Annotated in this window: 27 protein-coding genes, 1 pseudogene and 1 riboswitch; of the genes and pseudogenes, 23 read left to right on the forward strand and 5 right to left on the reverse strand. The window is 48.1% G+C overall.

Annotated features, from left to right (window positions below):
* Window positions 1-24 precede the first annotated feature (24 nt).
* The 4 genes from HP401_RS04435 to HP401_RS04450 form a co-directional block, all read right to left on the reverse strand.
* Window positions 25-1,431, reverse strand: coding sequence for a nucleoside recognition domain-containing protein (locus tag HP401_RS04435; RefSeq protein ID WP_173604221.1), 1,407 nt, complete (start codon window positions 1,429-1,431; stop codon window positions 25-27).
* Complete coding sequence (locus HP401_RS04440; RefSeq protein WP_173604222.1) at window positions 1,409-2,140, reverse strand: FeoB small GTPase domain-containing protein; 732 nt, start codon at window positions 2,138-2,140, stop codon at window positions 1,409-1,411. Before HP401_RS04440 ends, HP401_RS04435 begins: the two co-directional genes overlap by 23 nt.
* The gene (locus HP401_RS04445) at window positions 2,137-2,391 is read right to left on the reverse strand and encodes a FeoA family protein (protein WP_015893350.1); all 255 of its coding nucleotides are present in this window, start codon (window positions 2,389-2,391) and stop codon (window positions 2,137-2,139) included. Before HP401_RS04445 ends, HP401_RS04440 begins: the two co-directional genes overlap by 4 nt.
* Before the next feature lie 223 nt (window positions 2,392-2,614).
* Window positions 2,615-3,490, reverse strand: coding sequence for a dimethylarginine dimethylaminohydrolase family protein (locus HP401_RS04450; RefSeq protein ID WP_173604223.1), 876 nt, complete (start codon window positions 3,488-3,490; stop codon window positions 2,615-2,617).
* Window positions 3,491-3,682: 192 nt separating this feature from the next.
* Here HP401_RS04450 and HP401_RS04455 point away from each other — a divergent pair, with 192 nt between their 5' ends.
* From HP401_RS04455 to HP401_RS04475, 5 genes and pseudogenes are all read left to right on the forward strand, one after another.
* Window positions 3,683-4,426, forward strand: a complete 744-nt coding sequence (locus HP401_RS04455) for an IclR family transcriptional regulator (RefSeq protein WP_142498095.1) — start codon at window positions 3,683-3,685, stop codon at window positions 4,424-4,426.
* Window positions 4,427-4,524: 98 nt separating this feature from the next.
* A complete protein-coding gene (locus HP401_RS04460; RefSeq protein WP_173604224.1) occupies window positions 4,525-6,036 on the forward strand; it encodes a hypothetical protein in 1,512 nt (503 codons plus the stop codon).
* A gap of 21 nt (window positions 6,037-6,057) precedes the next feature.
* Window positions 6,058-6,603, forward strand: a complete 546-nt coding sequence (locus tag HP401_RS04465; RefSeq protein ID WP_173604225.1) for an RNA polymerase sigma factor — start codon at window positions 6,058-6,060, stop codon at window positions 6,601-6,603.
* Window positions 6,587-8,302 (forward strand): hypothetical protein, encoded by a 1,716-nt coding sequence (locus tag HP401_RS04470; RefSeq protein ID WP_173604226.1) that lies wholly within the window; start codon window positions 6,587-6,589, stop codon window positions 8,300-8,302. The genes HP401_RS04465 and HP401_RS04470 overlap by 17 nt, the downstream gene beginning before the upstream one ends.
* A gap of 59 nt (window positions 8,303-8,361) precedes the next feature.
* Window positions 8,362-8,520 (forward strand): annotated as a pseudogene (locus HP401_RS04475) (YetF domain-containing protein); the annotation flags it as partial.
* Between the two features lie 64 nt (window positions 8,521-8,584).
* On the opposite strand, the gene HP401_RS04480 reads toward HP401_RS04475, so the two are convergent.
* Window positions 8,585-9,838, reverse strand: coding sequence for an ATP-binding protein (locus tag HP401_RS04480; protein ID WP_173604227.1), 1,254 nt, complete (start codon window positions 9,836-9,838; stop codon window positions 8,585-8,587).
* Window positions 9,839-10,040: 202 nt separating this feature from the next.
* A riboswitch (SAM riboswitch) is annotated at window positions 10,041-10,160 on the forward strand.
* Between the two features lie 96 nt (window positions 10,161-10,256).
* Here HP401_RS04480 and HP401_RS04485 point away from each other — a divergent pair.
* The 18 genes from HP401_RS04485 to HP401_RS04570 all read left to right on the forward strand — a co-directional run bounded on the left by HP401_RS04485 (window position 10,257) and on the right by HP401_RS04570 (window position 22,000).
* Entirely contained in the window at window positions 10,257-11,279 is a 1,023-nt protein-coding gene (locus tag HP401_RS04485) for a sugar ABC transporter substrate-binding protein (RefSeq protein ID WP_173604228.1), read from the forward strand.
* A gap of 93 nt (window positions 11,280-11,372) precedes the next feature.
* Window positions 11,373-12,863 (forward strand): sugar ABC transporter ATP-binding protein, encoded by a 1,491-nt coding sequence (locus HP401_RS04490; protein ID WP_173604229.1) that lies wholly within the window; start codon window positions 11,373-11,375, stop codon window positions 12,861-12,863.
* A gap of 1 nt (window position 12,864) precedes the next feature.
* A complete protein-coding gene (locus HP401_RS04495; RefSeq protein ID WP_173604230.1) occupies window positions 12,865-13,863 on the forward strand; it encodes an ABC transporter permease in 999 nt (332 codons plus the stop codon).
* 265 nt (window positions 13,864-14,128) lie between these two features.
* Complete coding sequence (locus tag HP401_RS04500; protein WP_173604231.1) at window positions 14,129-14,377, forward strand: hypothetical protein; 249 nt, start codon at window positions 14,129-14,131, stop codon at window positions 14,375-14,377.
* 8 nt (window positions 14,378-14,385) lie between these two features.
* A complete protein-coding gene (locus tag HP401_RS04505; protein ID WP_172142214.1) occupies window positions 14,386-14,715 on the forward strand; it encodes a DUF2085 domain-containing protein in 330 nt (109 codons plus the stop codon).
* A gap of 122 nt (window positions 14,716-14,837) precedes the next feature.
* Window positions 14,838-15,581 carry a type I methionyl aminopeptidase gene (map, locus tag HP401_RS04510; RefSeq protein WP_173604232.1) on the forward strand — a complete coding sequence of 248 codons (744 nt, stop codon included), beginning with the start codon at window positions 14,838-14,840 and terminating at the stop codon, window positions 15,579-15,581.
* Window positions 15,582-15,704: 123 nt separating this feature from the next.
* A complete protein-coding gene (locus HP401_RS04515) occupies window positions 15,705-16,262 on the forward strand; it encodes a DNA-3-methyladenine glycosylase I (protein WP_015893337.1) in 558 nt (185 codons plus the stop codon).
* Window positions 16,263-16,290: 28 nt separating this feature from the next.
* Window positions 16,291-16,767 (forward strand): DinB family protein, encoded by a 477-nt coding sequence (locus HP401_RS04520; protein ID WP_064202080.1) that lies wholly within the window; start codon window positions 16,291-16,293, stop codon window positions 16,765-16,767.
* A 381-nt stretch (window positions 16,768-17,148) separates the two neighbouring features.
* Complete coding sequence (locus HP401_RS04525) at window positions 17,149-17,487, forward strand: RNA polymerase sigma factor (RefSeq protein ID WP_173604233.1); 339 nt, start codon at window positions 17,149-17,151, stop codon at window positions 17,485-17,487.
* Window positions 17,433-17,660 carry a hypothetical protein gene (locus HP401_RS04530; protein ID WP_088909490.1) on the forward strand — a complete coding sequence of 76 codons (228 nt, stop codon included), beginning with the start codon at window positions 17,433-17,435 and terminating at the stop codon, window positions 17,658-17,660. The genes HP401_RS04525 and HP401_RS04530 overlap by 55 nt, the downstream gene beginning before the upstream one ends.
* A complete protein-coding gene (locus HP401_RS04535; protein WP_015893333.1) occupies window positions 17,657-17,851 on the forward strand; it encodes a hypothetical protein in 195 nt (64 codons plus the stop codon). The genes HP401_RS04530 and HP401_RS04535 overlap by 4 nt, the downstream gene beginning before the upstream one ends.
* Before the next feature lie 250 nt (window positions 17,852-18,101).
* Window positions 18,102-18,755, forward strand: coding sequence for a hypothetical protein (locus HP401_RS04540; protein WP_173604234.1), 654 nt, complete (start codon window positions 18,102-18,104; stop codon window positions 18,753-18,755).
* A gap of 181 nt (window positions 18,756-18,936) precedes the next feature.
* On the forward strand, window positions 18,937-19,101 hold the full coding sequence (locus tag HP401_RS04545; RefSeq protein WP_173604235.1) for a hypothetical protein: 165 nt from the start codon (window positions 18,937-18,939) through the stop codon (window positions 19,099-19,101).
* Between the two features lie 16 nt (window positions 19,102-19,117).
* Window positions 19,118-19,615 (forward strand): hypothetical protein, encoded by a 498-nt coding sequence (locus HP401_RS04550; RefSeq protein ID WP_309145109.1) that lies wholly within the window; start codon window positions 19,118-19,120, stop codon window positions 19,613-19,615.
* A complete protein-coding gene (locus HP401_RS04555) occupies window positions 19,615-19,806 on the forward strand; it encodes a hypothetical protein (RefSeq protein ID WP_016741308.1) in 192 nt (63 codons plus the stop codon). The genes HP401_RS04550 and HP401_RS04555 overlap by 1 nt, the downstream gene beginning before the upstream one ends.
* 2 nt (window positions 19,807-19,808) lie before the next feature.
* Window positions 19,809-21,146, forward strand: coding sequence for a phage tail sheath subtilisin-like domain-containing protein (locus tag HP401_RS04560; protein WP_173604236.1), 1,338 nt, complete (start codon window positions 19,809-19,811; stop codon window positions 21,144-21,146).
* Window positions 21,147-21,599 (forward strand): hypothetical protein, encoded by a 453-nt coding sequence (locus HP401_RS04565; RefSeq protein WP_016741306.1) that lies wholly within the window; start codon window positions 21,147-21,149, stop codon window positions 21,597-21,599.
* A gap of 14 nt (window positions 21,600-21,613) precedes the next feature.
* Window positions 21,614-22,000 carry a phage tail assembly chaperone gene (locus HP401_RS04570; RefSeq protein ID WP_016741305.1) on the forward strand — a complete coding sequence of 129 codons (387 nt, stop codon included), beginning with the start codon at window positions 21,614-21,616 and terminating at the stop codon, window positions 21,998-22,000.
* Window positions 22,001-22,105 lie beyond the last annotated feature (105 nt).

The following is a 22,105-nucleotide window of genomic DNA, read 5'->3' on the forward strand; positions in this document are numbered from 1 at the left end:
TGTGCAAAGGCTTTTTACTGTTTTTTACACCCAACCGAGTGCTCTTGCCACCTGGGCAGTCAAGAACGTAACTCCTACCGCAATGGCTAGTGGAATGAGTGCGGAAAGCACGGTCCACTTTACACTTTTCGTTTCCTTGTAAATATTGAACAAGGTTGTGCCGCAAGGGTAATGAAGCAGAGAGAACAGCATCATATTGAGTGCTGTCAACCAAGTCCACCCGTGCTGCAAGAAGACATCTTTGATGTTGTCGAGGCCTTCCACATCAACCATGGCACCGGAGGACATGTACCCCATCAGAAGGATCGGCAGTACGATTTCATTCGCGGGCAAGCCGAGAATAAAAGCCATGACAATATAGCCATCCAGACCAATGAGTTGCGCAAACGGATCAAAAAAGGCAGCCATATGGGCGAGGATGCTGTCCCCACCGACATAGATATTGCCCAATACCCAAGTGATGATACCGGCAGGGGCGGCCACAATGACGGCCCTTTTCAGCACGCTCCACGATTTATCCTTGCTTGAGATCAGGATCGTTTTCCAAATCTGCGGACGGCGGTAAGGGGGCAGCTCCAATGTATAGTGTGTCGGTACTCCGCGCAAGGCTGTTTTGGATAATGTCCAGGAAACCATAAGAGTGATAGCGATTCCAAAAATAACCATACTCATTACAATGAGAGCAGTAGTCAGAGATTGCCATCCACTTGTCGCGCTGGTCGCCATAAATAGCGAAGACAATAAAATCAATGTGGGCCAGCGACCATTGCACGGAACGAAATTGTTGGTCAGAATCGCCAGCATTCGCTCCCGGGGAGATTCAATAATCCGTGTGGACAGGATGGCAGCTGCGTTACAGCCGAACCCCATCGACATGGTCAATGCCTGTTTGCCGTGTCCGCCAGCATTTTTAAACAGACGATCCATGTTGAACGCGACACGTGGCAGATATCCGAAGTTCTCGAGCAGGGCAAAGACTGGGAAAAAGATAGCCATCGGAGGCAGCATGACGCTGACAACCCATGAGGTACCGCGAAAGAATCCGAGAACCAGAATCCCGTGCAGCCATTCAGGTGCATGTGCAGCTTGAAAGCCAGCAGTTAAATAGCCCTCGACAACACCGAACATGTCGGCAAGCATTCCGGATGGAACGTTCGCACCTGCAATTGTGATCCAGAATACTGCGCCTAAAATCGCCAGCATGATGGGGTAGCCCCATATTTTGGACGTCACAATTTTATCGAGCTTGTATGCGCGAGATAGCTTTTGCTTGTTTTCGTAGGTCACAGCTTCCTTGCAAATGCTGCGACTGGTACGGTAAATGTCACTTACAATCGTGTCCCGAATCTCACTTCCTGCGACTGAGGCCCGGGCCACGGAAAGAAGCGCATCCAGTGGATCGGACGGATTAGTGGCAAACGGTTTGGCCATGGGTCAAGCGCTCCTCTCCGAAAGACTCTGCTGGCTTTTGCATTCGCTCCCGCAAGGTATTCAACAAACTTTCATCGCCATCGAGCAACCGCAGAGCGATCCATCTTGTCGGAAAACGACTACCCAAGGTTTTCTCGATGAGCGGCTCCAACTGAGCCAGCTTGGATTCAATCTGATCACTGTAGGTTATCTGTACAGGAGTGGGCACGATGGTTCCGTTCGCTACCTTCTCCACCTGATCGAGCAAATTCTCGATCCCGATATGATTTCTGGCGGAAATAGCGATACAAGGAACGCCTAATCTTTGCGAGATTTTTTCCAGATCAATACGAATGCCAAGCTTTTTCGCCTCATCGATCAAATTGACGCATACGACGACGCGAGGGGTCATTTCCAACACCTGCAAGGCCAAATTGAGATTTCGTTCCAATGAAGTTGCATCCAGTACCACGATGGTGACATCGGGTTGCTCAAAAATAATGTAATCTCTCGCCACTTCTTCATCTGCCGAGTTGGAATACAAGGAATACGTACCTGGCAAATCGATGATCCGAAAAGTCGTATTTCCCCGAGAGAATTCTCCCTCCGCCATTACGACTGTCTTCCCTGCCCAGTTTCCCGTATGTTGGCGAAGTCCCGTCAATGTGTTGAATAATGTACTCTTCCCGGTATTCGGATTTCCTGCCAACGCAATTGTGTATGAACTCATGTTTCGTCACTTCCTACGTACTCCCCGAATATGAGGGAGCTTTCTTCTTTGCGCAGGGCGATGATCGTGTTATTTACCCGAAAGGCAGTGGGATCGCCCAACGGACTTTTTTGCATGACTTCCACGATGTTGCCGGGGACGAAGCCGAGATCCAGCAATCGTCTGCGCAGTATACCCTGAACGTCAATACGATCCAGACAGATGTGGCTACCAATCAAGGCATCAGACAAAGGAATACTGATGGATGGCATGAGGTTCACTCTCCTTTTTCGTTAAGGACAAACTGTTGGCTTAGGGCAAAAATGAAGGTAAAAAAAAGTACACGTAGTCGATATCTTATGATTTTAGTTTAAGGTAAGATTCTTTCCTAGGCAACAAAGTTTTTGCTTAAGGAAACTTTTTGGTCATAGAAAAACTGCACCGCCAATCGTTAAAGGTATCTAACAATGGAGGTGCAGTTCAGTTTGGTAACGGCTAGATTCGTTCCACCGGGCTTGTCAGGCAAGTAGGCCCACCTGTTCCCTTATAAGAAATCTCTTCGCCCTCATACTCGTACACAGTCGCACCTGCGTCGAGAAGGCGTTGCTTCGTAATCGGGTTGCCTGCCACGACCATGCACACACGCGGCGCAAGGGCGAGAACATTGCTGCCGAGATTATCGTACTCGGGATCAGGTACCTCGATTAGCTGAATGCCTCTGTCGATGAGCAGTTGACGGAAAAATACTGGCATCAGCTTGGAGTAGACGACTGCCAAATCATGATCGACCATGCTGATAATCGACATCAGATGCAAGCATTCCGCCGGACCGCGATCATACGGAAGCTGTACCACGATGATTTCATCCGTGAAATCCTTGACCATTTCCGTAATTTGAGCGATAGCCGCTTCGTTCGTACGAAAGCCATGGCCAATCGCGAGTGTTTTATCATCCAGCCAGACGAGATCGCCGCCATCTGACAAGGCATCGCCTGTGAGCTGTCCCAGGATCGGAATATTGTTTTCTTCTAAAAAGGCTTTGTATACTTCGGCTTCTCCCTGTCGGAGCTCTTTACCAGATTTGAGGATGATTGCCCCTTTGGAAGTAAATTTCACCGGGTCGTGGGCGTAAATGGAATCCAGTCCGGTTTTATCGGATTGTGGCAAGTGCAGGACGTTTTCCACATGCTCGCGCAAAATCGATTCGAATTTGGCGTATTCATGCAGAGCTAGGTCCCAGTCAGGGCGGTCTGTATAGTTGAAGGTTTTCCACGATTGATCGAGATGTTCTTGACTGATAAATGCTTGATGGGGATGCTTGATGATGACGGTTTTCATCTTCTTGACCATGGATTGGCTGCCTTGGAACATAGTTGCCTCCCTTTTTCCACATTGCAGAATATTATTCATATTTCGAAATCTTCACCATTAGTTTACACATTCTGATTTCTGACTGTCAATCTGCGATTCCTTTCAGGAGTTTTTTTGCGATTCACAAAATTAGAGCAAATGGTTTAACATAGTTTCATAGGAGAAGATTGATAGAAAAGGGGGGGGATGACCGTGATTCAATCGTTTGATCGAGCGATGGCGATTGCAACGGCACTTTCGTCGGATGAACATAGAAAATGGTGGACGATCAATGATTTAGCGAAGGAATGCCAGCTCCCGGTCAGCACCATTTATCGGCTATTGTACACGTTGATGAAGCATGGACTGGTAGAGCAGGATGCTGCGACCAAGCAATATACGTTGGGGATTAAATGGATGGAGTTCGGCTTGCGGGTGCTCGATCGGATCGATTATCGGAAGGTGATCAAGCCGATGATCGAGGAGCTCGCCAGAGAAGTGAACGAAAGTGTTTATTTTAGTCAGCCTAGCGGACTCGAATCCATTGTCGTCGAACGCGTAGACAGTCAGCACAATATCCGCATCTACGACCAGTTAGGCTTGCGGATTCCGATGCATATCGGTGCGGCCAATAAAGTCGTACTGGCACACATGCCTGTGGAAGAAGCCAGACAAACGGTTGTCCAGCTCGTGGGTGAAGAGCAGGCGCCTGCTTTTATGGAGAAGCTCCAGGAGATCAGAGGTGTTGGTCATGCGGTCAGCTTTGCGGAGCGGACGGAAAACACGGCCTCTGTCGCAGCGCCAGTGATCGACTACAACCAAAAGGTAATTGGGGCGCTAAGCATAGGAATTGTCACGTATGATTTGAAGGAGGAACGACTCCAGTATTTGATAGAACGGGTAAAGGATGTCGCTCTCAAAACCTCGCAACGGCTAGGCGGCCTGTCAAAGGCTTGACTGGCCTTTTTTTATTTTCATTTCCTTGTAACATTTCCCTTTTGCTTTCGACTATTGGGCTAAGAACATAAAAAGTGAAAGCCAGGAGGAAATTCAAAATGAAACCATATGCAACCAAAAAGCTGATGATCACAGTAGGAGCTGCTGCTTTGCTCTTCTCAAGCCCATTGTGGATTACGCAACCACAAGTAACTGTACAAGCCGCGGCAGTTAAATCAACACAACCCCAATTGAGCAAAGCAGCCCAAAAAACCCTAGACAAGCTGAACAAACACTACCCGGAATTAAAAAATGCGGAAAAAACCATTTCGCGTAACAATCAGGAGCGAGATGTCTTCCAGATCCAATTCCGCATCTTCAGCAACAAGGAGCGGACGGAAGTATCCCTGTATGCGGATGCCAAAATCGATGCAAACAACGGTATGTTGCTATTCTTCTCTGCACACGACATTCCCAAAAAGAAACCGACTGCACGTCCTACGGAAGCGATGGGAAAAGAAAAAGCGCCAAGTATTCTGAAGAATTTCATCGGTGACGCCATCAAGCAATACCAAATAGAAGAGGTAACAGTTGATGGTGAGGGTGCAGAGGCCGTGGCAAATGTGCGTTTCGTTCGGGTTGTGAATCAAATTCCGGTAAAAGACGATCTTTACGTAGTAGCGATCAATGGAGTAGGCGAGCTAGACTATATAAACGCAGGAAACACAACAGGATTGCAGATGGACACAAGTAAATTCCCCGCTCCGTCAGGGGTTAAGAATCAAGACGAAATCAGCAAACAATTAGAAGACATGCTCCACCTCAGCTATGAGCAAAAAGCAAAAGACATAAGCGCTGGCTTCCGCCCAGTCTACAGCCTGAATTTTTCTGGATATCTGGATGCACGATCAGGAGCCGAGGTAGAGTCAGGATGGACCACGAAAAATAAGTACGGGAAACCAATTACGGTAACGCCTGGAAACCAGCGGGTCTTCGCCAAGACCAATGAGGAGATGGCTACCGCACTCTCCACTTTTATTCCATTGCCCGAAGGAATCGTGTTTCAAATGACCAAAGGTGCGCCAGTTCTCGCAGGGGAAAAGGAGTATGATGCCGTGGTTGGCAACAAAAAGTTCTCAGTGAGGACAGTGAATGATCAGATTGCGTACTTCCATGTAATTGAAAACCCACCAAAGCAGAAAGTGATTACTGAGGCAGCTGCCGAGGAAAAAGCAGTGGCGTTTCTGCAACCATTTGTAGACGCCGAGGTAACGGAGCTGGTACCACAAATGATTAATAGAGAAGTAGGCAAGCAAATGTTTCTATTTTCTCCTGTACACCAAGGGATTATGGTTGAAGGACAGGGCTATTCAGTAAAAGTTGACATGCATACGGGAGACATTGTATCCGCCAGTTTACCAGTAGCTACTGGTAAATTATCCTATGATGATGCCTCAAATGTCGTAGGGCCTGAGCAAGCCATACAAGCATTGTTAAAAGCTAATCCGCTTACAATGAGCTACGTATTTCCTTCCCTTAACGGGCGATACCAGGCAACACCTGTCCTTGTTTATGAGCCAAAAGAAAGAAACGGAAAGGTTGACGCAGTTACCGGTCAATTTATCAGGTAAGGAGCAGGGAGAGGAAATCCAGTGCAGGACACAATCGATTACGAAGTGCGGATTAAAGCGATCTATCGTGAGCACTACCGTGATGTCTATCAATATCTCTACTACTTCACGGGGAAGCGCGAGCATGCGGAGGATTTGACGCAGGAAGTGTTTATCCGAGTCTTGGACGCTTTGGGTAGATATGAAGAGCGTTCCAGTGTGAAGACATGGATTTTGCATATTGCCAAGCATGTCGCCATCGATGATTACCGGAAGAGGCGGGTGCAAACGCTTTTTGGCATGGAATTGTTAAAAGGGCTGCCTTCTCTTCTGGGAAGGCCGGAAGCGGAGCTGGTTTCTAAGGAAGAACAGCTGGAAATTGAGCAGGCGATGCAAAAAATGAAGCCGCATCATCGGAATGTACTGATTTTGCGTGGTATCAAGGTCTACAGTATTCGGGAAACGGCAGAAATCCTCGGGACAAGCGAAGCCAAGGTCCGTGTAGATTTTCACCGAGCAACAAAAGAACTCAAAAAAGTTTTGCATGTCGACTGGATAGGAGGGTTGGCCAATGAATACTCCAAATGACGAGCAATTCTTCGCGGCTCTTCCTCAGTCAAAGGATGCGGAGCCAAGGAGCGAATTCGTCGAAGCGCTGGAAGCAAAGCTGGTGCAACGGGCGCGCACCAAAAAGAATCGCTCGAAAAGAATCGTCCTCAAGCTGGCGACATGGACGGTTTCCGCTGCAACGGTGGCCGCAGCAGTATGGATGATGGGGGTAACCCCGGAGATGTTCACGCAATCTCGGGTTGAATCACAAGCGCATTTGGTTCCCCGCTCCTTCTCCTCGACAGAAATAACAGAAAGCGAGCTAAGCCAAGCAGCAATCAGAACACTGGAAAAGCTGTACGAGAAATATCCTCCTTTTCGGGAATCGGAAAAGAGGGTCTACGCAGCGAAAGCTCCTCGAGAGGTGTACGACATAGATTTTCGCCTGTTCAGCAACAAAGAACGAACAGAAGTGTCGCTATATGCCAGAGCGAAGCTGGACGCCAAAAGCGGGCTCTTGCTCGGATTCGATCCGGAGAAGATTCCAGGGCAAGAGAAAGTCGTAGGAACGCTTTCCAAGGAGAGATTAGAGCAACAGGCGAAGGCATTTATGGAACCGTTCCTGGGCAAAAATCTGGAACAGTATCGGATCGAACAAGTAGAGGGGCAAGAGGGAACAGATACCGTTTCGCATGAAGCCGTCCGCTTGCAACGCTATGTGAATGACGTGCAGGTAGAAGGAGATAACTATGTGATTGGTATGAGCGATGTCGGGCATATTCGTTATATCAATTCAGGGGATTCAACCGGAATGAATCTGGACGCTGGGCAGTTTCCTCCAATAGCTGAGAGGCCTTCTCCGAAGAAAACAGAGAGCGGACTTGCAGAAGTCATGCAGCTGACGTATGAGAGAGTTGGGAAGAAGGGCGTGGACTACGTTCTTCGCTACAAGGAGAGCTTCTCCGGGTATCTCGACGCTCGTACTGGCAAGGAAGTGAAAACGACCTTGTGGCGTGGGGAGTCGTTTCGCGACAGCATTGCCGTCAAGCCCGGAGGCAAGAAGACAATGGTTGCATCGGCAAAAGAGGCTGCGGCTGCCATGGAGTTCTTCGGCCAGAAGGTGGAGGGCTTCACATTTACGGCGAGTAATGTGCCCGAATATATGCTGGGAGACAACGAACGAGAATACCAGGCCAAAAAAGGTGAGCGATTCATGCAGCTGACTACCGTCAACAATCGGGCAGCAGCGTTCAAGATCTCTTATCCTGAGCTACGAGAAGGTGATCCGACACTTACTATCGCAGAATTGCAGGAGAGAGCGATCTTGTTTTTAGAGCCGTATTTGGATTCACGGGTGAAGACGGTTCGTATGCAGGAGCAAGTGTATGTGATGGGCAGACAGGTTGAATTGAAATTTGTCCGAGAAATAAACGGCGTAATGGTGCCGGATCAGTATTATAAGGTCACGATCGACGGGCAGACAGGAGAAATTATCGGGGTGAAATTGACATTCCCGCATGAGCAGGAGGGCTTCGCAGATGTAGCCAAAGTGATTTCACCAGAAGAGGCGGCGCAGGTTTATCTCCAACATCATCCGCTCAGTCCTCGCTATGTCTTCCCGCTTGATAACAATTACAATAAGATTCAAGAGCAACCAGTCTTGGTCTATTCGGCAGAAATACTGAAAAACAATGGGGATGTGGATGCCATTACGGGAGAATGGCTGCCACTCCAATAATGATAGACACCAGGGGGAAACTCCTGGTGTTTTGTTTTGCATAATGCCTTCCCAGAAATTGGTTTGGCAGAATGGTTACATTTGAACCGACCGTCATTTTCCACAACGGGGCTTTTCACATCAAAAACTTGAAAAAAATCCGCTACTCGCTCGATAATGTCCTCCAAATGCTTCGAGAAAAAGATATTTTTGACCTGGCAGAGATTGATTTGGCTATACCCCCGTTGCATCATTAGCGACCGAATGGAAAAAGGCACAGTCCCTCTGCAAAATTGCATGAAGTCACTGTGCCTTATACGGGAGCATAATGGTGAACTTGGTTCCTACTCGTGGTTTACTTGATACATTGACCGTTCCGCCAATCGCATGAATGACATGATAGGAATACGTCAATCCAAGGCCGGTCCCAGTTGTTTTCGTAGAAAAGTAAATCGTTCCGAGACGGCTAATCTGTCCTGCATCCATGCCGACACCGTTATCCTTGATGACCAACAGGGCTTTGTTTCGCTCGATGAGCAAGTCCAGGGAGACTTTTCCGTCCGAAATATCCGAGCACGCCTCGATCGCATTTTTGATGAAATTCACCAACACTTGCTTGAACTCGTCTGGATTGGCCTTGATCGTCACAGGTCTCTCAAAGTCTTGCAGCGTAAGCTCCACGTTATGCATATTGGCAAAGGGGAGCATCACCTCGCGGATGGCATGCAAATGCTCGCTAAGATTAATGATCTCATGTCGTTCCTTGAGCGGCTTGGAAATCGCAAGGTACTCGGTCAAAATGGCTTCTGTGCGTTGAACTTCATCGAGACTGATGCGAATGTATTGATCGACTTTTACCAAATTTTCCGGACATTCCTGTATTAATTTCAAAAAGCCTTTGACTGCTGTCAGCGGATTGCGAACCTCGTGTGCAAGCGATGCAGCAACATGGCTCATCGTCTGGATTTTTTCGTTTTGCGCGTGGCGGATAAACAGCTCCTTATCCGAAACGCATTTGCTGAAAAGCGACATTAATAACCAGAGGCCGAAAAAGTTTTGAATAGGAATCGCTATGGTGTAGTAAACGAGGTGTTGGGTTACATACGTGGGAAAAAAGTAATAAGTAGTCCCTAAAGCAACCGTAGAAAAAATCGCACTCGTCATAAAAAGATACAGTGTTTTCCGATAACTGGCTTTGTAGTGTCGATACAAAAAGAGTGACAAGACAAAATTGACTGTAAGGATCAGCAAGGCAACCCATGTTCCTTCGCCACCAAGGTAGTACCGATAAACCAAGGCTTCAATCAGAAGGAGCAAGGCAATCTCGATTCCGCCATAAACTAGTCCGAAAAATATGATGACATGTCGGATATCAAAAAACATGCCATTCGTGACACTTGGGGCGAAGGTCATCGCGAGAAACATGCAGGCTGAGCTGGTGATGGCAATAAAGGAACGGCTGTAGTTCCTCATTTTGTCACGGTAATAAATGTTGAAAAACACAAACGGGATAATGGCGAAAAACCATTGAAGAATAACTTCTTTTAATAGACTCATGTAGCATCCCCATCGCAAATATTTGCTAGGCTTGTATCAATCTACGATAATTCGACAAGACACAACAAAATCCCTCTTGATGTTACAGAAGAAACTGGAATATTTATCAAGAAAATTCTTTCGGTAAACCTAGTTGACAGATAGGTAATTGCCAGATTATATTCTGTATATACTTATACAAACGTTTTGAAAATAGAAACTACTCTTATCAAGAGAAGGCTGAGGGAATGGCCCTATGAAGCCCGGCAACCTAGCACGAGAGAATCCGTTCTTTCGAGCCAAGGTGCTAACTCCAACAGGTAGAATACCTGACAGATAAGAGGCGAGAATCTTGTCGATTTTTGTCCTCTTTCTCTGTGAAAGAGGATTTTTTGCTTTTCTCAAAAGTTTTGTAAAAGAAAAAAGGGGGAGCATCTCAATGAAAAAGAAACTCGGTCTGATCACATCACTTGTTTTGGTAGCTTCTGTTCTCGTGACGGCATGCGGCAGTGGGGCAACAACAGGAACCGGCAGCACAAACGGCGGTGCTTCCGGAGAGAAGGCAAAGAGAATCGCACTGATCATGCGCCAAAACGTAGGGACGTTCTCCGCTCAATACATCAATGGCGTGAAGAAAGAGGTGGAGAAAAACGGGGGCGAGTTGACCGTATTCAACGCAGATACTGATCTGGCAAAAATGGCGTCCAACCTCGATGCTGCTGTGAACCAAAGGTTTGATGGCATTCTGATCGACCATGGTACGGCAGAAGCGTTGCAGCAGGGCACGCAAAAGGCCGTGGATAAAAAAATCCCGGTTGTCCTGTTTGATACAGACATCAACATTCCGGGTGTGCCAGTTGTGGCGCAGGATGACAACAAGTTGGCAGAGCTGAGCCTGGAAAAGCTGGCGGCAGATACAAACGGCAAAGGCAACATCGTAAAAGTTTGGGTAGCTGGCTTTGCGCCAATGGAAAAACGCCAAGTGACGTACGAAGCTTTCCAGAAGAAATACCCGGACTTGAAAGAAATTGCGGCATTCGGTTCTGCTACCAACAATACGGCTCTCGATACACAAACGCAGATGGAAGCGATCTTGAAAAAGTATCCGAATAAAGGCGACATCACAGCAGTATGGGCAGCTTGGGATGAATTTGCCAAAGGGGCGACACGTGCCATCCAACAAGCAGGACGTACGGAAATCAAAGTATACTCCATCGATTTGAGCGATGAGGATCTGCAAATGATCCAGGCAGAAAACTCTCCGTGGGCAGCGACGGCAGCGGTAGACCCATCCAATATCGGACGCATCCATGCCCAAACCGTGTTCCAAAAAATCAAAGGCGAGCAAGTGCCAGACAACGTGAAGCTGAACCCAGTGCTGGTGAAACAAGAAGACCTGCCGAAGGATAAAAAAGTAACGATGGGCGACCTGTCCCAATACGTACAAGAGTGGGGCAAGTAAGAACCAAATTGGCTTTTCCCGTTGAGCTGTATCCGTCAACGGGATTTTTCCTTATAGAGGTGGGAACACGCAGGTTAACAGGAGGTGTGAAAAATGTCCACATTGCAGATGAAAGGGATGGAGAAGCAGTTTTCTGGGGTTCCTGCCCTGCGATCCGTCGATTTTGAGGTGCGCGCAGGAGAGGTTCACGCACTGCTCGGAGCCAATGGTGCGGGAAAGAGTACCCTGATGAAAATTCTCACGGGAGCGTATCAGGCAGATGGCGGTACGATCACCATCGATGGACAGGCCGTGTCGATTCAATCTCCGCAGGACGCCAAAGCACAGGGCATTCAATGTGTATATCAGGAAGTAGACACCGCCTTGATCCCGTATTTGAGTGTCGCCGAAAACATACTGGCGGACCAGCTCGTCCAGGCGAAAACCAAGGGGCTGATCAACTGGCAGAGCTTGTACAACGAAACGGAGCAGATTTTAAAAAACTTCGGCTTTTCCATTCCGGTGAGGATGCTCGTCGAAGAATGTACGCTGTCGGAAAAGCAATTGATTTTGATTGCACGGGCGACCGTTCAAAAGGCAAAGTACGTCATTTTCGATGAACCGACAGCGCCGTTGAGCACGAAGGAGAGCGAACGGCTGTTTCAAATCATTGCGCAGTTGAAAAAAGCTGGAGTCGGGATCATTTATATCTCCCATCGCCTGCCGGAAATCTTTGAAATCTGTGACCGGATCACCATCATGCGCGATGGACAGCATGTTGTGACCACAGAGACGGCGAAGACCAATATGGACGAAGTGATTGCGAACATGCTGGGCAAAAGCTTCGACGAGGAGTTCCCGAAGCTTGCTGTGCCGATTGGCGAAACGTTTTTTGAGGCGTCTGGTGTGGCTGGCGGCAAGGTACACGGAGTCGACTTGCAGGTTCGCGAGGGAGAAATCGTGGGTGTCGTCGGTCTGGTTGGGGCAGGGAAGACTGAGCTCGCTCGATTGCTCTTCGGTGCGGATGAGGCAAAGGCTGGAGCTGTTCGATTGCATGGAACACGTATCCAACTGCGCTCGCCAAAAGACGCCGTCGATGCCGGAATCGTTCTCGTCCCGGAGGAGAGGCGCAAAGAAGGGATTTTCGTAGAGGAGTCCGTGCAGAACAACCTGTCTGTCGCCTCGTTGAAAAAGAAGTCCTGGCTCGGTTTTATCAAAAGAGGGGCGGAAGCGGCTAACGCAAGAGAGCTGGTGCAGCGCCTTGGTGTAAAAACAGCCGACATCAAGCAGCTGGTCGGTTTTCTCAGCGGCGGAAACCAGCAAAAAGTCGCGATAGGGAAATGGCTGGATACAAACGCTCACCTCTTTATGTTTGACGAGCCGACAAAAGGGGTGGATATTGGCGCGAAAAGCGATATTTACCGCCTGATCGGAAATCTTGCCGAGCAGAAAAAGGGCGTCCTGTATTTCTCCTGTGAGTTTCAGGAGGTCATCGGGATCGCAGACCGGATTCTCGTCATGTTCGAGGGCAAGATCGTGAAGGAATTGAGTCGCGAGGAAGCAACACAAGAGCTGATTATGTACTACGCAAGCGGAGGTGAGTAACGTGGCAGATAAAAAGTTTAGCTTGTTTGATTTTGTTTACAAATACGGAACGGTTGCAGTCATCGTCATTGTCATGTTGTTATTCAGTCTGACCAACCCGTATTTCTTCACGTACGACAACCTGACGGACATTCTTCGCTCCATCTCGATTGTGACATTTGTCGCGATAGGCGTTACGTTCTCGCTGATTGTCGGAGGCTTTGATTTGTCTGTAGGATCGACGGTTTCATTGACCACGGTCGTTTCTGCTTCGATGATGGTTTGGTACGAACAAGGAGTCTTCACGACTTTGGTTGTTCCCATTGCACTCAGCTTGCTCGTCGGGCTGGTCAACGCTTTTCTGGTCGTGAAAATCCGCATTCCTGATTTGCTGGCTACTCTGGCGATGCTCTACATCGTCAACGGCATTCATATGACGTATTCCCAAGGCTACTCGATCTACGCAAACATGCCGATGCAGGACGGCTCGCAGGCTCCGGGAAAATTCCAGGAATGGTTCTTGTGGCTGGGCCAAGGAGAAATTCTCTCCGTTCCTGTTCCGGTTATCCTGACCTTTTTACTTGTCGCGATCACGCATGTGTACCTGACCTATACGAGACAAGGGCGGATGCTGTACATGACAGGTGGTAATTTGGAAGCAGCCCGTCTGTCGGGGATTCCTGTGAATCGCTATCGTACCTTGGCTTATGTGCTTTCTGCTCTTTTTGCGGGCTTGGGCGGGATGCTCTTGGCAGCGCGAATCGGTACCGGGCAGGTGAGTAGCGGCGGCTCCATGCTGATGGATGCAGTCGCGGCTGCTTTTGTAGGCTTCTCCGTATTCGGTGCAGGAAAGCCAAACGTTTTTGGTACATTTGTGGGCGCCATTCTGATCGGGGTGCTGCTCAACGGCATGACGATGCTCAATCTGCCGTATTACGCGTACGATATTATTAAGGGGACGGTTTTGGCGCTTGCACTGGCTGTGACCTATTATCAATTGCGGAGAAAACGAAACGCTTAGAATAGAAACGTTCTTCTCATCTTCCTACTATTCCCTTCTCTTTTTTGAAGCTAAGTATTGTTCTTACGCAAGTGAGACAAATGCGAAAGCAATTTCAAATAAAGAGAAGGGATGTTGTTTTTATCGGCTTACATCCGCACGTACAGAGCGGTATAAATATGTGGACACTATAACAAATCAGCAGGGTCGATGACTTCACGCCCGAACGTAACGCACAGTTGAAACTGCAGATACTCTTTCCCGTAGAAAGAAAAGAAGGGAGAGGGTGTATCTGTTTTTTGTTGGATTAACGCTTTGCATGATCGCATGGATTGCGGGAGGCGTATTTCTGTATCAAGGGGATTATGTGACAGGAGGAGTCTTGCTCATACTTGGTCTTCTCGTTTTCATTAGCATGATCCTCTATTATTCGACAAACCGGAAAAAGCGTAAAAATGGTTCGCCAGATTGCAGCTATCTTCCCGTTGATTGTCCGGATTGTGATACACCAGATTGCGATTGCAAGCCAGATTGAGGGAGCTGATGATGATCAATACGCAGTGGATTCCCTGTCATCGACGAGCAGATCGTTCCTTTTCTATCGGTGGTAAGAAAATGCCCCTATGTGCCAGGTGTGTTTCGATCCTAGTTGGATACCTGCCGGCGCCTGTTTTTGCAGGAATGCATATCGTGACCTCTTACTATTTGATTGGACTGCTTTTATTGCCCATGCTGATTGATGGCTTTACCCAACATTGGAAGTGGCGAACAAGCAATAACAAGCTGCGTTTTTTCACAGGATTCAGTTTTGGAATCGGACAGTCTTTGCTCATTTCGAATGTTGTTTGGTTTTTGGTAGAGAGACTGGGGTGAAGCTAGATAAGGGTCACAGAGGGTGCTTCTGGGGTTCTTTGTTTTTTCAACAGGTTGCGATTGGCAATGAAAAATGTTCCAATGTAGAGGAATCATTACATTCGTAGACAGGAGGGCAACATATGTCGATTCAAAATGAACATGATTTGATTTGTTTGAAACGGATCGGTAGCATTGTGGCAGAAGCACGGGAGACGATGCTCAAAGCAGTGCGGGCGGGCGTGACAACAAAAGAACTCGACCGGATTGGCGGAGAGATCTTGGCAAAGTACGGAGCGCGGTCTGCACCGAATATTACGTATGATTTTCCAGGGCATACATGCATCAGTGTCAATCACATTGTTGCGCATGGCATCCCTGATGATACAGTTCTGCAAAATGGCGATATCATCAATATTGACGTCTCGGCGGAGCTGGATGGTTATTTTGCCGATACAGGTGCTTCAATTGTTGTAGGGGAAGGTGAGCCTGAGAAGCAATCCTTATGCGAATGCGCAGAGGAGTCGCTGTACAAGGCATTGGATGCAGCAAAGGCGGGATCAAAGCTAAGCCAAATTGGTCGCATTGTTCACCAGGAGGCCAGGAAAAAGGGCTTTACAGTCGTCAAAAACCTTACGGGCCATGGCATCGGCAAAAGCTTGCATGAAGAGCCTTCTTACATTTTGAATTACTATGACAAAAAGGAAAGACGCTTGCTCACAGAAGGTCTCGTGTTGGCAATAGAAACATTCATCTCAACGGGGACGGAATATGTGGATGATGGCAGGGACGGTTGGGCGCTCATTACGCCTGATAAGAGTTACGTAGCTCAATACGAGCACACCATCGTTGTAACGAAGGGGAAGCCAATTATTTTAACTGCTTGATTGCTGAGAGACCTCAAATGGATGAGGTCTTTTTTTGTGAAGAAAAACTTGCAGAATACCCAATGATTGTATATTCTTTATATAAGAATATACGTTCGTATTTCGTGAAGGAGGTTTCTTTGCATGAATCGGTGCGGCTGGGTGAATCAGGACCCTATTTATATGGATTATCACGATCACGAGTGGGGAGTTCCTGTCTATGAGGATCGGTTGCTCTTTGAATATTTGAATTTGGAAGGCGCACAGGCCGGACTGAGCTGGTACACGATCCTGAAGAAGCGGGAAAATTATCGAAGAGCGTTTGATAACTTTGAAGCGGAGAAAATCGTTCAATACGATGAAGCCAAAATCGAGCAATTGCTGACAGACGAAGGCATCGTTCGAAACAGGCTGAAGATTCGCGGCGTCGTGAAGAACGCCCACGCCTATTTGCGGGTTGTGGAGGAGTTTGGGTCTTTTAGCAGCTATCTTTGGTCGTTTGTAGGCGGGAAGCCGATTCATAATCATTTTCAGGAAATGAAGGATGTGCCTGCTTCTACCGAAATCAGCGACAAAATGAGCAAGGACTTGAAAAAGCGCGGTTTTACTTTTGTCGGTTCAACCATTTGCTACGCTTTTATGCAAGCAGTCGGCATGGTCAATGATCACGTAGCGACTTGTGATCTCTATCAAAAAAACTAGGACGAGCTTACGGGGAGGGAAGAATGGCATGAACGAAAATGATCTCTTAATCTTAAACTTTGAGGAAGTAAGACGTAGAAGCATCAAGGTGTGGAAGGCAATTCCTACAGAAATGCTGAACTGGAAGCCTGACGATAAAGCGTTCACGTGCGGAGAAATGATTCGTCATGTCATGGAGGGTGAGTTTTTGTATCACCAGATTTTGATCCAACGGGGAAGCGCTGCCCTGTCTGACATTCCCAATCCGTATGAAACCAAAGAGTTTTCAACCGTAGAAGAAGATTTGGCCTTTGCGAAGCCATATCGAGAAGAGTTTCTCCGCTTCGTCAGAGGGTTGTCCAAGAGCGATTTGGAGAGTATCCGCATTGATCGATCCGATGTAGGCTATGTCCGCACACTTGGAGACATGCTGCTCCGAATCGCCTATCATGAGTCGGTACATACCGGTCAACTGCTGGATTATATGAGAACGATGGGCGTTGAACGACCGAATATTTGGGATTAAAAAAGTGCGAAAGATAAAAAAGCAGGCTAGCTCTTCTGTTGTGAATGAGAGAGGAGCTTGCTTTTTTTATTTTTATCGTGTTTGTTGTGTGATGGACAGATAAAACTCGAAAAGTATGGATATTTTGTACTTTTAACGAGTGGGGACATCCGTTTTGTAAGGATAATTTCATATTTCTACACAGGCACGATCTCCACTTGGGATCGTGTTTTTTGACGTTTTATTTAGAATTTATGCAGAAGTTTAACCGGAGAAATCATCTCCAAAAATCTGGTAGAAAGAACTTGAACTTATTACCATAGTATGAGATACTTGTACTACAAAGAGAACGAGTGTTCCTATTTTCGGTTGGATGTTCGAAATAGACAGAAGGTGAAGCATATGACAGATGAGCAGTTAAAAGAGCATTGCAGAAAGGTGCTCAAAAGGATTGCTTGGCGATTGCAATACGCCGCCAAGAAGCGTTTGTGCAGGGAGACGGTGATCAAAGAAGGGATGGGGGGAACGGAAACGATCGAAGACAATCTGTCCGACCTGTATGTTCAGGAGGTGTTGATGCAACTCCCAGAAAAAGCCCGGATCATTATCAAGCATGTCGTTATACAAGGAATGACAGAAGAACAGGTAGCCCAAAAACTGAATATGACCAGACAAGGAGTGAGTAAATGCAAAAACAAATATTTGCGCCAATTGGCCGAGAAGCTGACTCGTTCAGCTTGATCCTCCAAAAAGCACAGTCAGGGGACAATCGGGCGGTACTGACGATCCTCGACTTTCTGCTTCCTGACATGGAGTACCTTGCTTCCTTTATCAAACTACCTCGCGAAGAGAGCATGCAAGAAATGAAAACGGCGATGCTCGAGGCGATCCGCAGTGGAGAAGTGATGCTATGATGACGATTGATTACGTTCAGGTTCTCGCGGTTGTCGTGTGCTTCCTTGCTCTAATCGTCACGTTTAAGCAGGTGGATTTGCAGATTCGGATCAATAATCTGTTCAATCTGCAATTAAAGGCAAACAAAGAGAAAAAGAAAGAGCAGCAGGAAAAAAAGGAGACCCCGACTGACGATCGGAATCCCCATTAATTGCTTGGGGCAAAGAATACAACTGGTGAGTATCCTCTTTGCCCCCTTTCATTATACAAGAAAATGACCATGCAAAGGAGATACGTACGAAATGATAGAAGCAGCATTAATCGGAGCAGTTGTTTTATTGGTCGGAGTCATTATCGGACAGATCGGTTTGTCCCAAAGATTAAGAAAAGACGCAAGACTCAACGAAAACCGATAAGCAATCATACGGACTTCATATATATGACCGAGGGGGAATAGTACCTTGATCAGCAAAGATGTTTTCATGGAAGCAGTATGCGAGGTGTGTCCGGCAACGTGCTGGGGAAAGAAATCACATTGCCAGGTTCATGATAAGCACGTAGGAAAAATTGATTCTTGCCCGGAGTGGGACAAGTACATGCGAGATCAAGAGACAAAAGGGCAGCAAAAGACAGTTTCCGCAAGAAAAGAAGGTTTTGCCCGGACGAGCGAGCAAGCACCCATCGTAGATTTTCTACAAAAGGCGGAGGAAGAAATCCGCGACTACAATTACATGCAGATCGAGATTGTGCGTATCCAGCGTTTTTTGCGTGAAGCAGGGGAAGGAATGGTCGCACAGTACGGACTGGATGCAGGGATGCCGAAAGGAAAAGGCAGCAATGGTGATAAGACGCACGCAGAGGTTGTACGCCGGGAGCGGAAATGGAAGAGGCTACAAAATTTGCAGGATAAAATCGAGCGGATCAACAAAGCGGTTGAGACGATTCCAGGAGAGCAGGAACGGTTGGTAGTCGAAGCTTTGCTGGATGGCGACAAGAACAATTTGATTGCCAAAGAAATCGGCGTGTCCCGACAGCGGTATTATGAAATCAAGCGCAGTGCTGTGATAAAGATGGCATGGGCGATGTATGGCGATCAGGTACAGCAGACTGGATGATGAAAAACAGAGCCCGACGAGAAGCTGTCTGGAAGATGACAGCTTCTTTTCATTTTCACAAGCATGCTGAGGCTGACAAAAGTTGACACTTCCTGACACATCGGGTCATTTTCCCGGTTTTTCCTCCAGATCGGTTATACTTGAGTCAAGCGAAACAAGTAAGAGAGATACGAGCCATCCGATGAAGCTGTCGGGTGGCTTTTTATGTACGCTGCCGACTCAAATGTCCGGCGAGCGGGGAAAACGGCAATTGACGCCACACGATGTTGCGAGTCAAAGCCAAAGGCACTCGCTCCCTGCTCGGCGGGTATTTGCCGTGGATACCTTGCCAAATGAAGTGAAATAGTGGGGGGAAGAGACATGTGACGAAGACAGATGAGAATACCGCAAGTATGGGAGGTGGAAGCTGGATGGATCGTGAGCTAGCTGTTCTCAGTGAACTGGTGAAGGAAGCGTATCCAGAGCTGTCTACTGTTGTGAATGTGGACGATTGGATGGCGCAGCGATTCCAACCGCCTATCGCGTTTCTTTTGACGCAAGGGGTCCGTGAAGAAGGAAGAAGCCTCACTTCCTATCAGGTGGTCTCAGAAGCAGCCATCGTCCTCCACTATCCAAAGGTAGCGGGTGTCTACCAGCCGCTTTCAGCCGAACCGCTGCGTGAGTTTCTTCGCCAAAGGCAGTTCAGTTATCAAGGCAAGACGTCTGGATTGTCCATCGAGATCGACAGCTCCACCTTGCGTATTTGGCGGGATAAAAAGGATCGGACGGAAATCGCGTTCCAGTTCACCTACAACGTGGCGGTGCAGAGAGCAGTCACAGAAAAAATCAACGAATTTGATGTAGAGGGGGTCCGATCATAGTGGCACGAAAAGAACAACAAGCACAGGCCCCAGAGCTTGTGCAAACCAAACAAGAGTGGATCAAGAGCGCCGCTTACCTTGGAGCCGAACGGTTCGAGGTAGCAGGTGCTCTTTTTTCTGAAGCAGATGATCAACTACTGGCAGAAGGACAAGTGAAGAGCCGACTGACCAAATACAAAGGCGGGGTGTAAGCATGACCATTCAACGTGAACGTCCGGGTGTAACGGTCGAACTGATCGCAAAAGCAAAAGAACGTGTAGTACCGAAGAGCGGTGTCGTACTGGTACCGTATCAAGCGGAGTGGGGTGCGCCAGATGAGCTGGTCAAACTAGGGAGCTTTGAAGAGCGACTTGCACAGACATTTGGCAAGGTCGATACCGTAGAGCTGGCAGCAGAAGGTGGCGCGACGATTCTCGCGTACCGCATGACGAATGGCACAGCCACAAAAGCAGCGTATGAGCAAGCCGAAGCAATCAGAGTCGAGGCTCTGTATCCGGGTTTGGTAGGTAACGAGCTGAAGGTTACGATCACGGCTTCGACGTCCGAGCCAGGTAAAAAAGAACTTCAGGTAACAGGCCCGCTGCAAACGGAGAAGTTTTCGTTTGCGGATGCAAATGAGCTGGCAGCGAAAACGAGCCAATCCAACTATGTGCGTGTGAAAAAGCTGGGTGAGACTGCTGTTACAATCGTGCCGGAAACAGCGCTGACAGGAGCGAAAAGTGGCACAGTAGCGCTTACCTCAGCTGACTCTACTAAGCTGTTCATGGCTGTGTCCGGAGCTGATTTTGACTCGATGTATCTGCCTTTTGACGATGCGGCTGTGCAAGCGGCAGCGAAGCAATTCATGAGCGATCGTCGCGCACAAAACAAGAAGCTCAGCACGCTGGTAATCGGCGGAAAAGCAGCGGACGATGAGAACATGGCGAAGCACATCGAGCGCTCTGTGGCGCAAAATGCCCGTTTTGTCGTGAACAGTGCTATCGCTGGTCAACACAACAACGGAAAAGTATACGGCAGCTTGGAGTGGGCCGCATGGGTAGCGGGTATGATCGCCGCGACACCTGCGCATGAATCGCTGACGGCCGTCGTCGTTCCATTGAAAAAAGCGCTTAAGGATTGGGGCCACACGGATATTTTGAGTGCGCTCGGCTCCGGTACGCTGATCGCAACTCGCGACGGAGACGTGTACATCATCGAGAGCGCCGTCAATACGCTGGCTGTTCTGGGTACACATGAGCGCGAGGACTACGGCAAAATCCGTGTCAGCATGACGCTGGATCAGATCGTCAACGACATCAGCCAAGTCGGCAAGAAATACAAAGGCAAGCTCGGCAACAACGATTTGGGCGGTGCGGTGTTTGTCTCTGCCGTCAACGCGTACATGACCGTCCGCGAGCAGCAGGGCGCGATTGATACGGGCTGGACATTTACGGATAAAAAGAATGGCATCGGGGATCGCCGTGGCTTCCTCTTGTCTGCGAAGCCGCTTGATGCCATCGAATACTTTGACATTGACTGGGAGGTGCTGTAATTGGCTATTGCACGCGATATTAAACTGAAGAACTGCCAAATTTACGATGAAAACGGAGACCCGATCTTCGGTACCTTGGAAGGCAAAATGGTTCTCAAGGTAGAGTACGGCGACACGAATCGCCTGCAAAAAGGAAAAATCCAAACCGTCAACGACTGGCATGTAGAAGTGACATTGAAAATTACCGCAACCAACGCTGCGCTGAAATACTACTGCGTCGATCAATTGACGCAAGGCAAGACCCCAGTCCTCCCATTCCTGATCGGCGAGACGCTGGACAAGGAAGCCGGCAACTCCGAACGCGTCCGCATTTCCAATATCGTGCTGAACCCAGACGAGATTACGCTGTGGGAAGCCAAAGCAGACGGCAACGATCACGCGACATATGACCTAAAAGGAATTTCCATCGAGAAGCCAGACTACCTGGATGAATTGCCAACCTACACGGAATAGGAGAGTGCTTGAATATGAACAAAAACAAACTCGAGAAATTTTTGGCCAAGGCTAATGAACAAGCTCCGCGAAAAGAAATCACCGTCACCATCGATGGTGACGAGTGGAAGGTACGCCAACTGAATTTGTCCGAGCTGCGTGATTGCGAACGCATGGCTGACAAAGGAGAGAAAACGGATTGGTTCCTGTACAACGATGCTCGTTTGGTGAAAGCTACCGAGCACGAATTCCCTTGGAATCAGGAAGAGCTCAAGAAAGCGTACAAGGTTGGCACCAAGTATGAGCTCGTCGAGAAAATTTTCCGCGACAACCCAGAAGGCTACACCAAGCTACTAAATGCAGTCCGTGAAGTCAATGCGACCCAAACGGAAGAAGAAGCCATTGAAGAAGCAAAAAACTAATCCGATCTGACGGCGAGGCCTGGCATATTTGCCGTGCTTTTCTAAAAGGCAGAGGCCGCCCGTCGGATCTACTCGAGTACGAAGTCGATTTGTACAAGCAGAAGC

Source organism: Brevibacillus sp. HB2.2, from assembly GCF_013284275.1.
Classification (GTDB): domain Bacteria; phylum Bacillota; class Bacilli; order Brevibacillales; family Brevibacillaceae; genus Brevibacillus; species Brevibacillus brevis_D.

Excerpts from the sequence above, each read along its gene's own strand:
- HP401_RS04435 (WP_173604221.1), bottom strand. The coding sequence starts at position 1,431 with ATGGCCAAACCGTTTGCCACTAATCCGTCCGATCCACTGGATGCGCTT.
- HP401_RS04440 (WP_173604222.1), bottom strand. The coding sequence starts at position 2,140 with ATGAGTTCATACACAATTGCGTTGGCAGGAAATCCGAATACCGGGAAG.
- HP401_RS04445 (WP_015893350.1), bottom strand. The coding sequence starts at position 2,391 with ATGCCATCCATCAGTATTCCTTTGTCTGATGCCTTGATTGGTAGCCAC.
- HP401_RS04450 (WP_173604223.1), bottom strand. The coding sequence starts at position 3,490 with ATGTTCCAAGGCAGCCAATCCATGGTCAAGAAGATGAAAACCGTCATC.
- HP401_RS04460 (WP_173604224.1), top strand. The coding sequence starts at position 4,525 with ATGAAACCATATGCAACCAAAAAGCTGATGATCACAGTAGGAGCTGCT.
- HP401_RS04470 (WP_173604226.1), top strand. The coding sequence starts at position 6,587 with ATGAATACTCCAAATGACGAGCAATTCTTCGCGGCTCTTCCTCAGTCA.
- HP401_RS04480 (WP_173604227.1), bottom strand. The coding sequence starts at position 9,838 with ATGAGTCTATTAAAAGAAGTTATTCTTCAATGGTTTTTCGCCATTATC.
- HP401_RS04485 (WP_173604228.1), top strand. The coding sequence starts at position 10,257 with ATGAAAAAGAAACTCGGTCTGATCACATCACTTGTTTTGGTAGCTTCT.
- HP401_RS04490 (WP_173604229.1), top strand. The coding sequence starts at position 11,373 with ATGTCCACATTGCAGATGAAAGGGATGGAGAAGCAGTTTTCTGGGGTT.
- HP401_RS04505 (WP_172142214.1), top strand. The coding sequence starts at position 14,386 with ATGATGATCAATACGCAGTGGATTCCCTGTCATCGACGAGCAGATCGT.
- map (WP_173604232.1), top strand. The coding sequence starts at position 14,838 with ATGTCGATTCAAAATGAACATGATTTGATTTGTTTGAAACGGATCGGT.
- HP401_RS04515 (WP_015893337.1), top strand. The coding sequence starts at position 15,705 with ATGAATCGGTGCGGCTGGGTGAATCAGGACCCTATTTATATGGATTAT.
- HP401_RS04520 (WP_064202080.1), top strand. The coding sequence starts at position 16,291 with ATGAACGAAAATGATCTCTTAATCTTAAACTTTGAGGAAGTAAGACGT.
- HP401_RS04525 (WP_173604233.1), top strand. The coding sequence starts at position 17,149 with ATGACAGATGAGCAGTTAAAAGAGCATTGCAGAAAGGTGCTCAAAAGG.
- HP401_RS04530 (WP_088909490.1), top strand. The coding sequence starts at position 17,433 with ATGCAAAAACAAATATTTGCGCCAATTGGCCGAGAAGCTGACTCGTTC.
- HP401_RS04535 (WP_015893333.1), top strand. The coding sequence starts at position 17,657 with ATGATGACGATTGATTACGTTCAGGTTCTCGCGGTTGTCGTGTGCTTC.
- HP401_RS04545 (WP_173604235.1), top strand. The coding sequence starts at position 18,937 with ATGAAGCTGTCGGGTGGCTTTTTATGTACGCTGCCGACTCAAATGTCC.
- HP401_RS04560 (WP_173604236.1), top strand. The coding sequence starts at position 19,809 with ATGACCATTCAACGTGAACGTCCGGGTGTAACGGTCGAACTGATCGCA.
- HP401_RS04570 (WP_016741305.1), top strand. The coding sequence starts at position 21,614 with ATGAACAAAAACAAACTCGAGAAATTTTTGGCCAAGGCTAATGAACAA.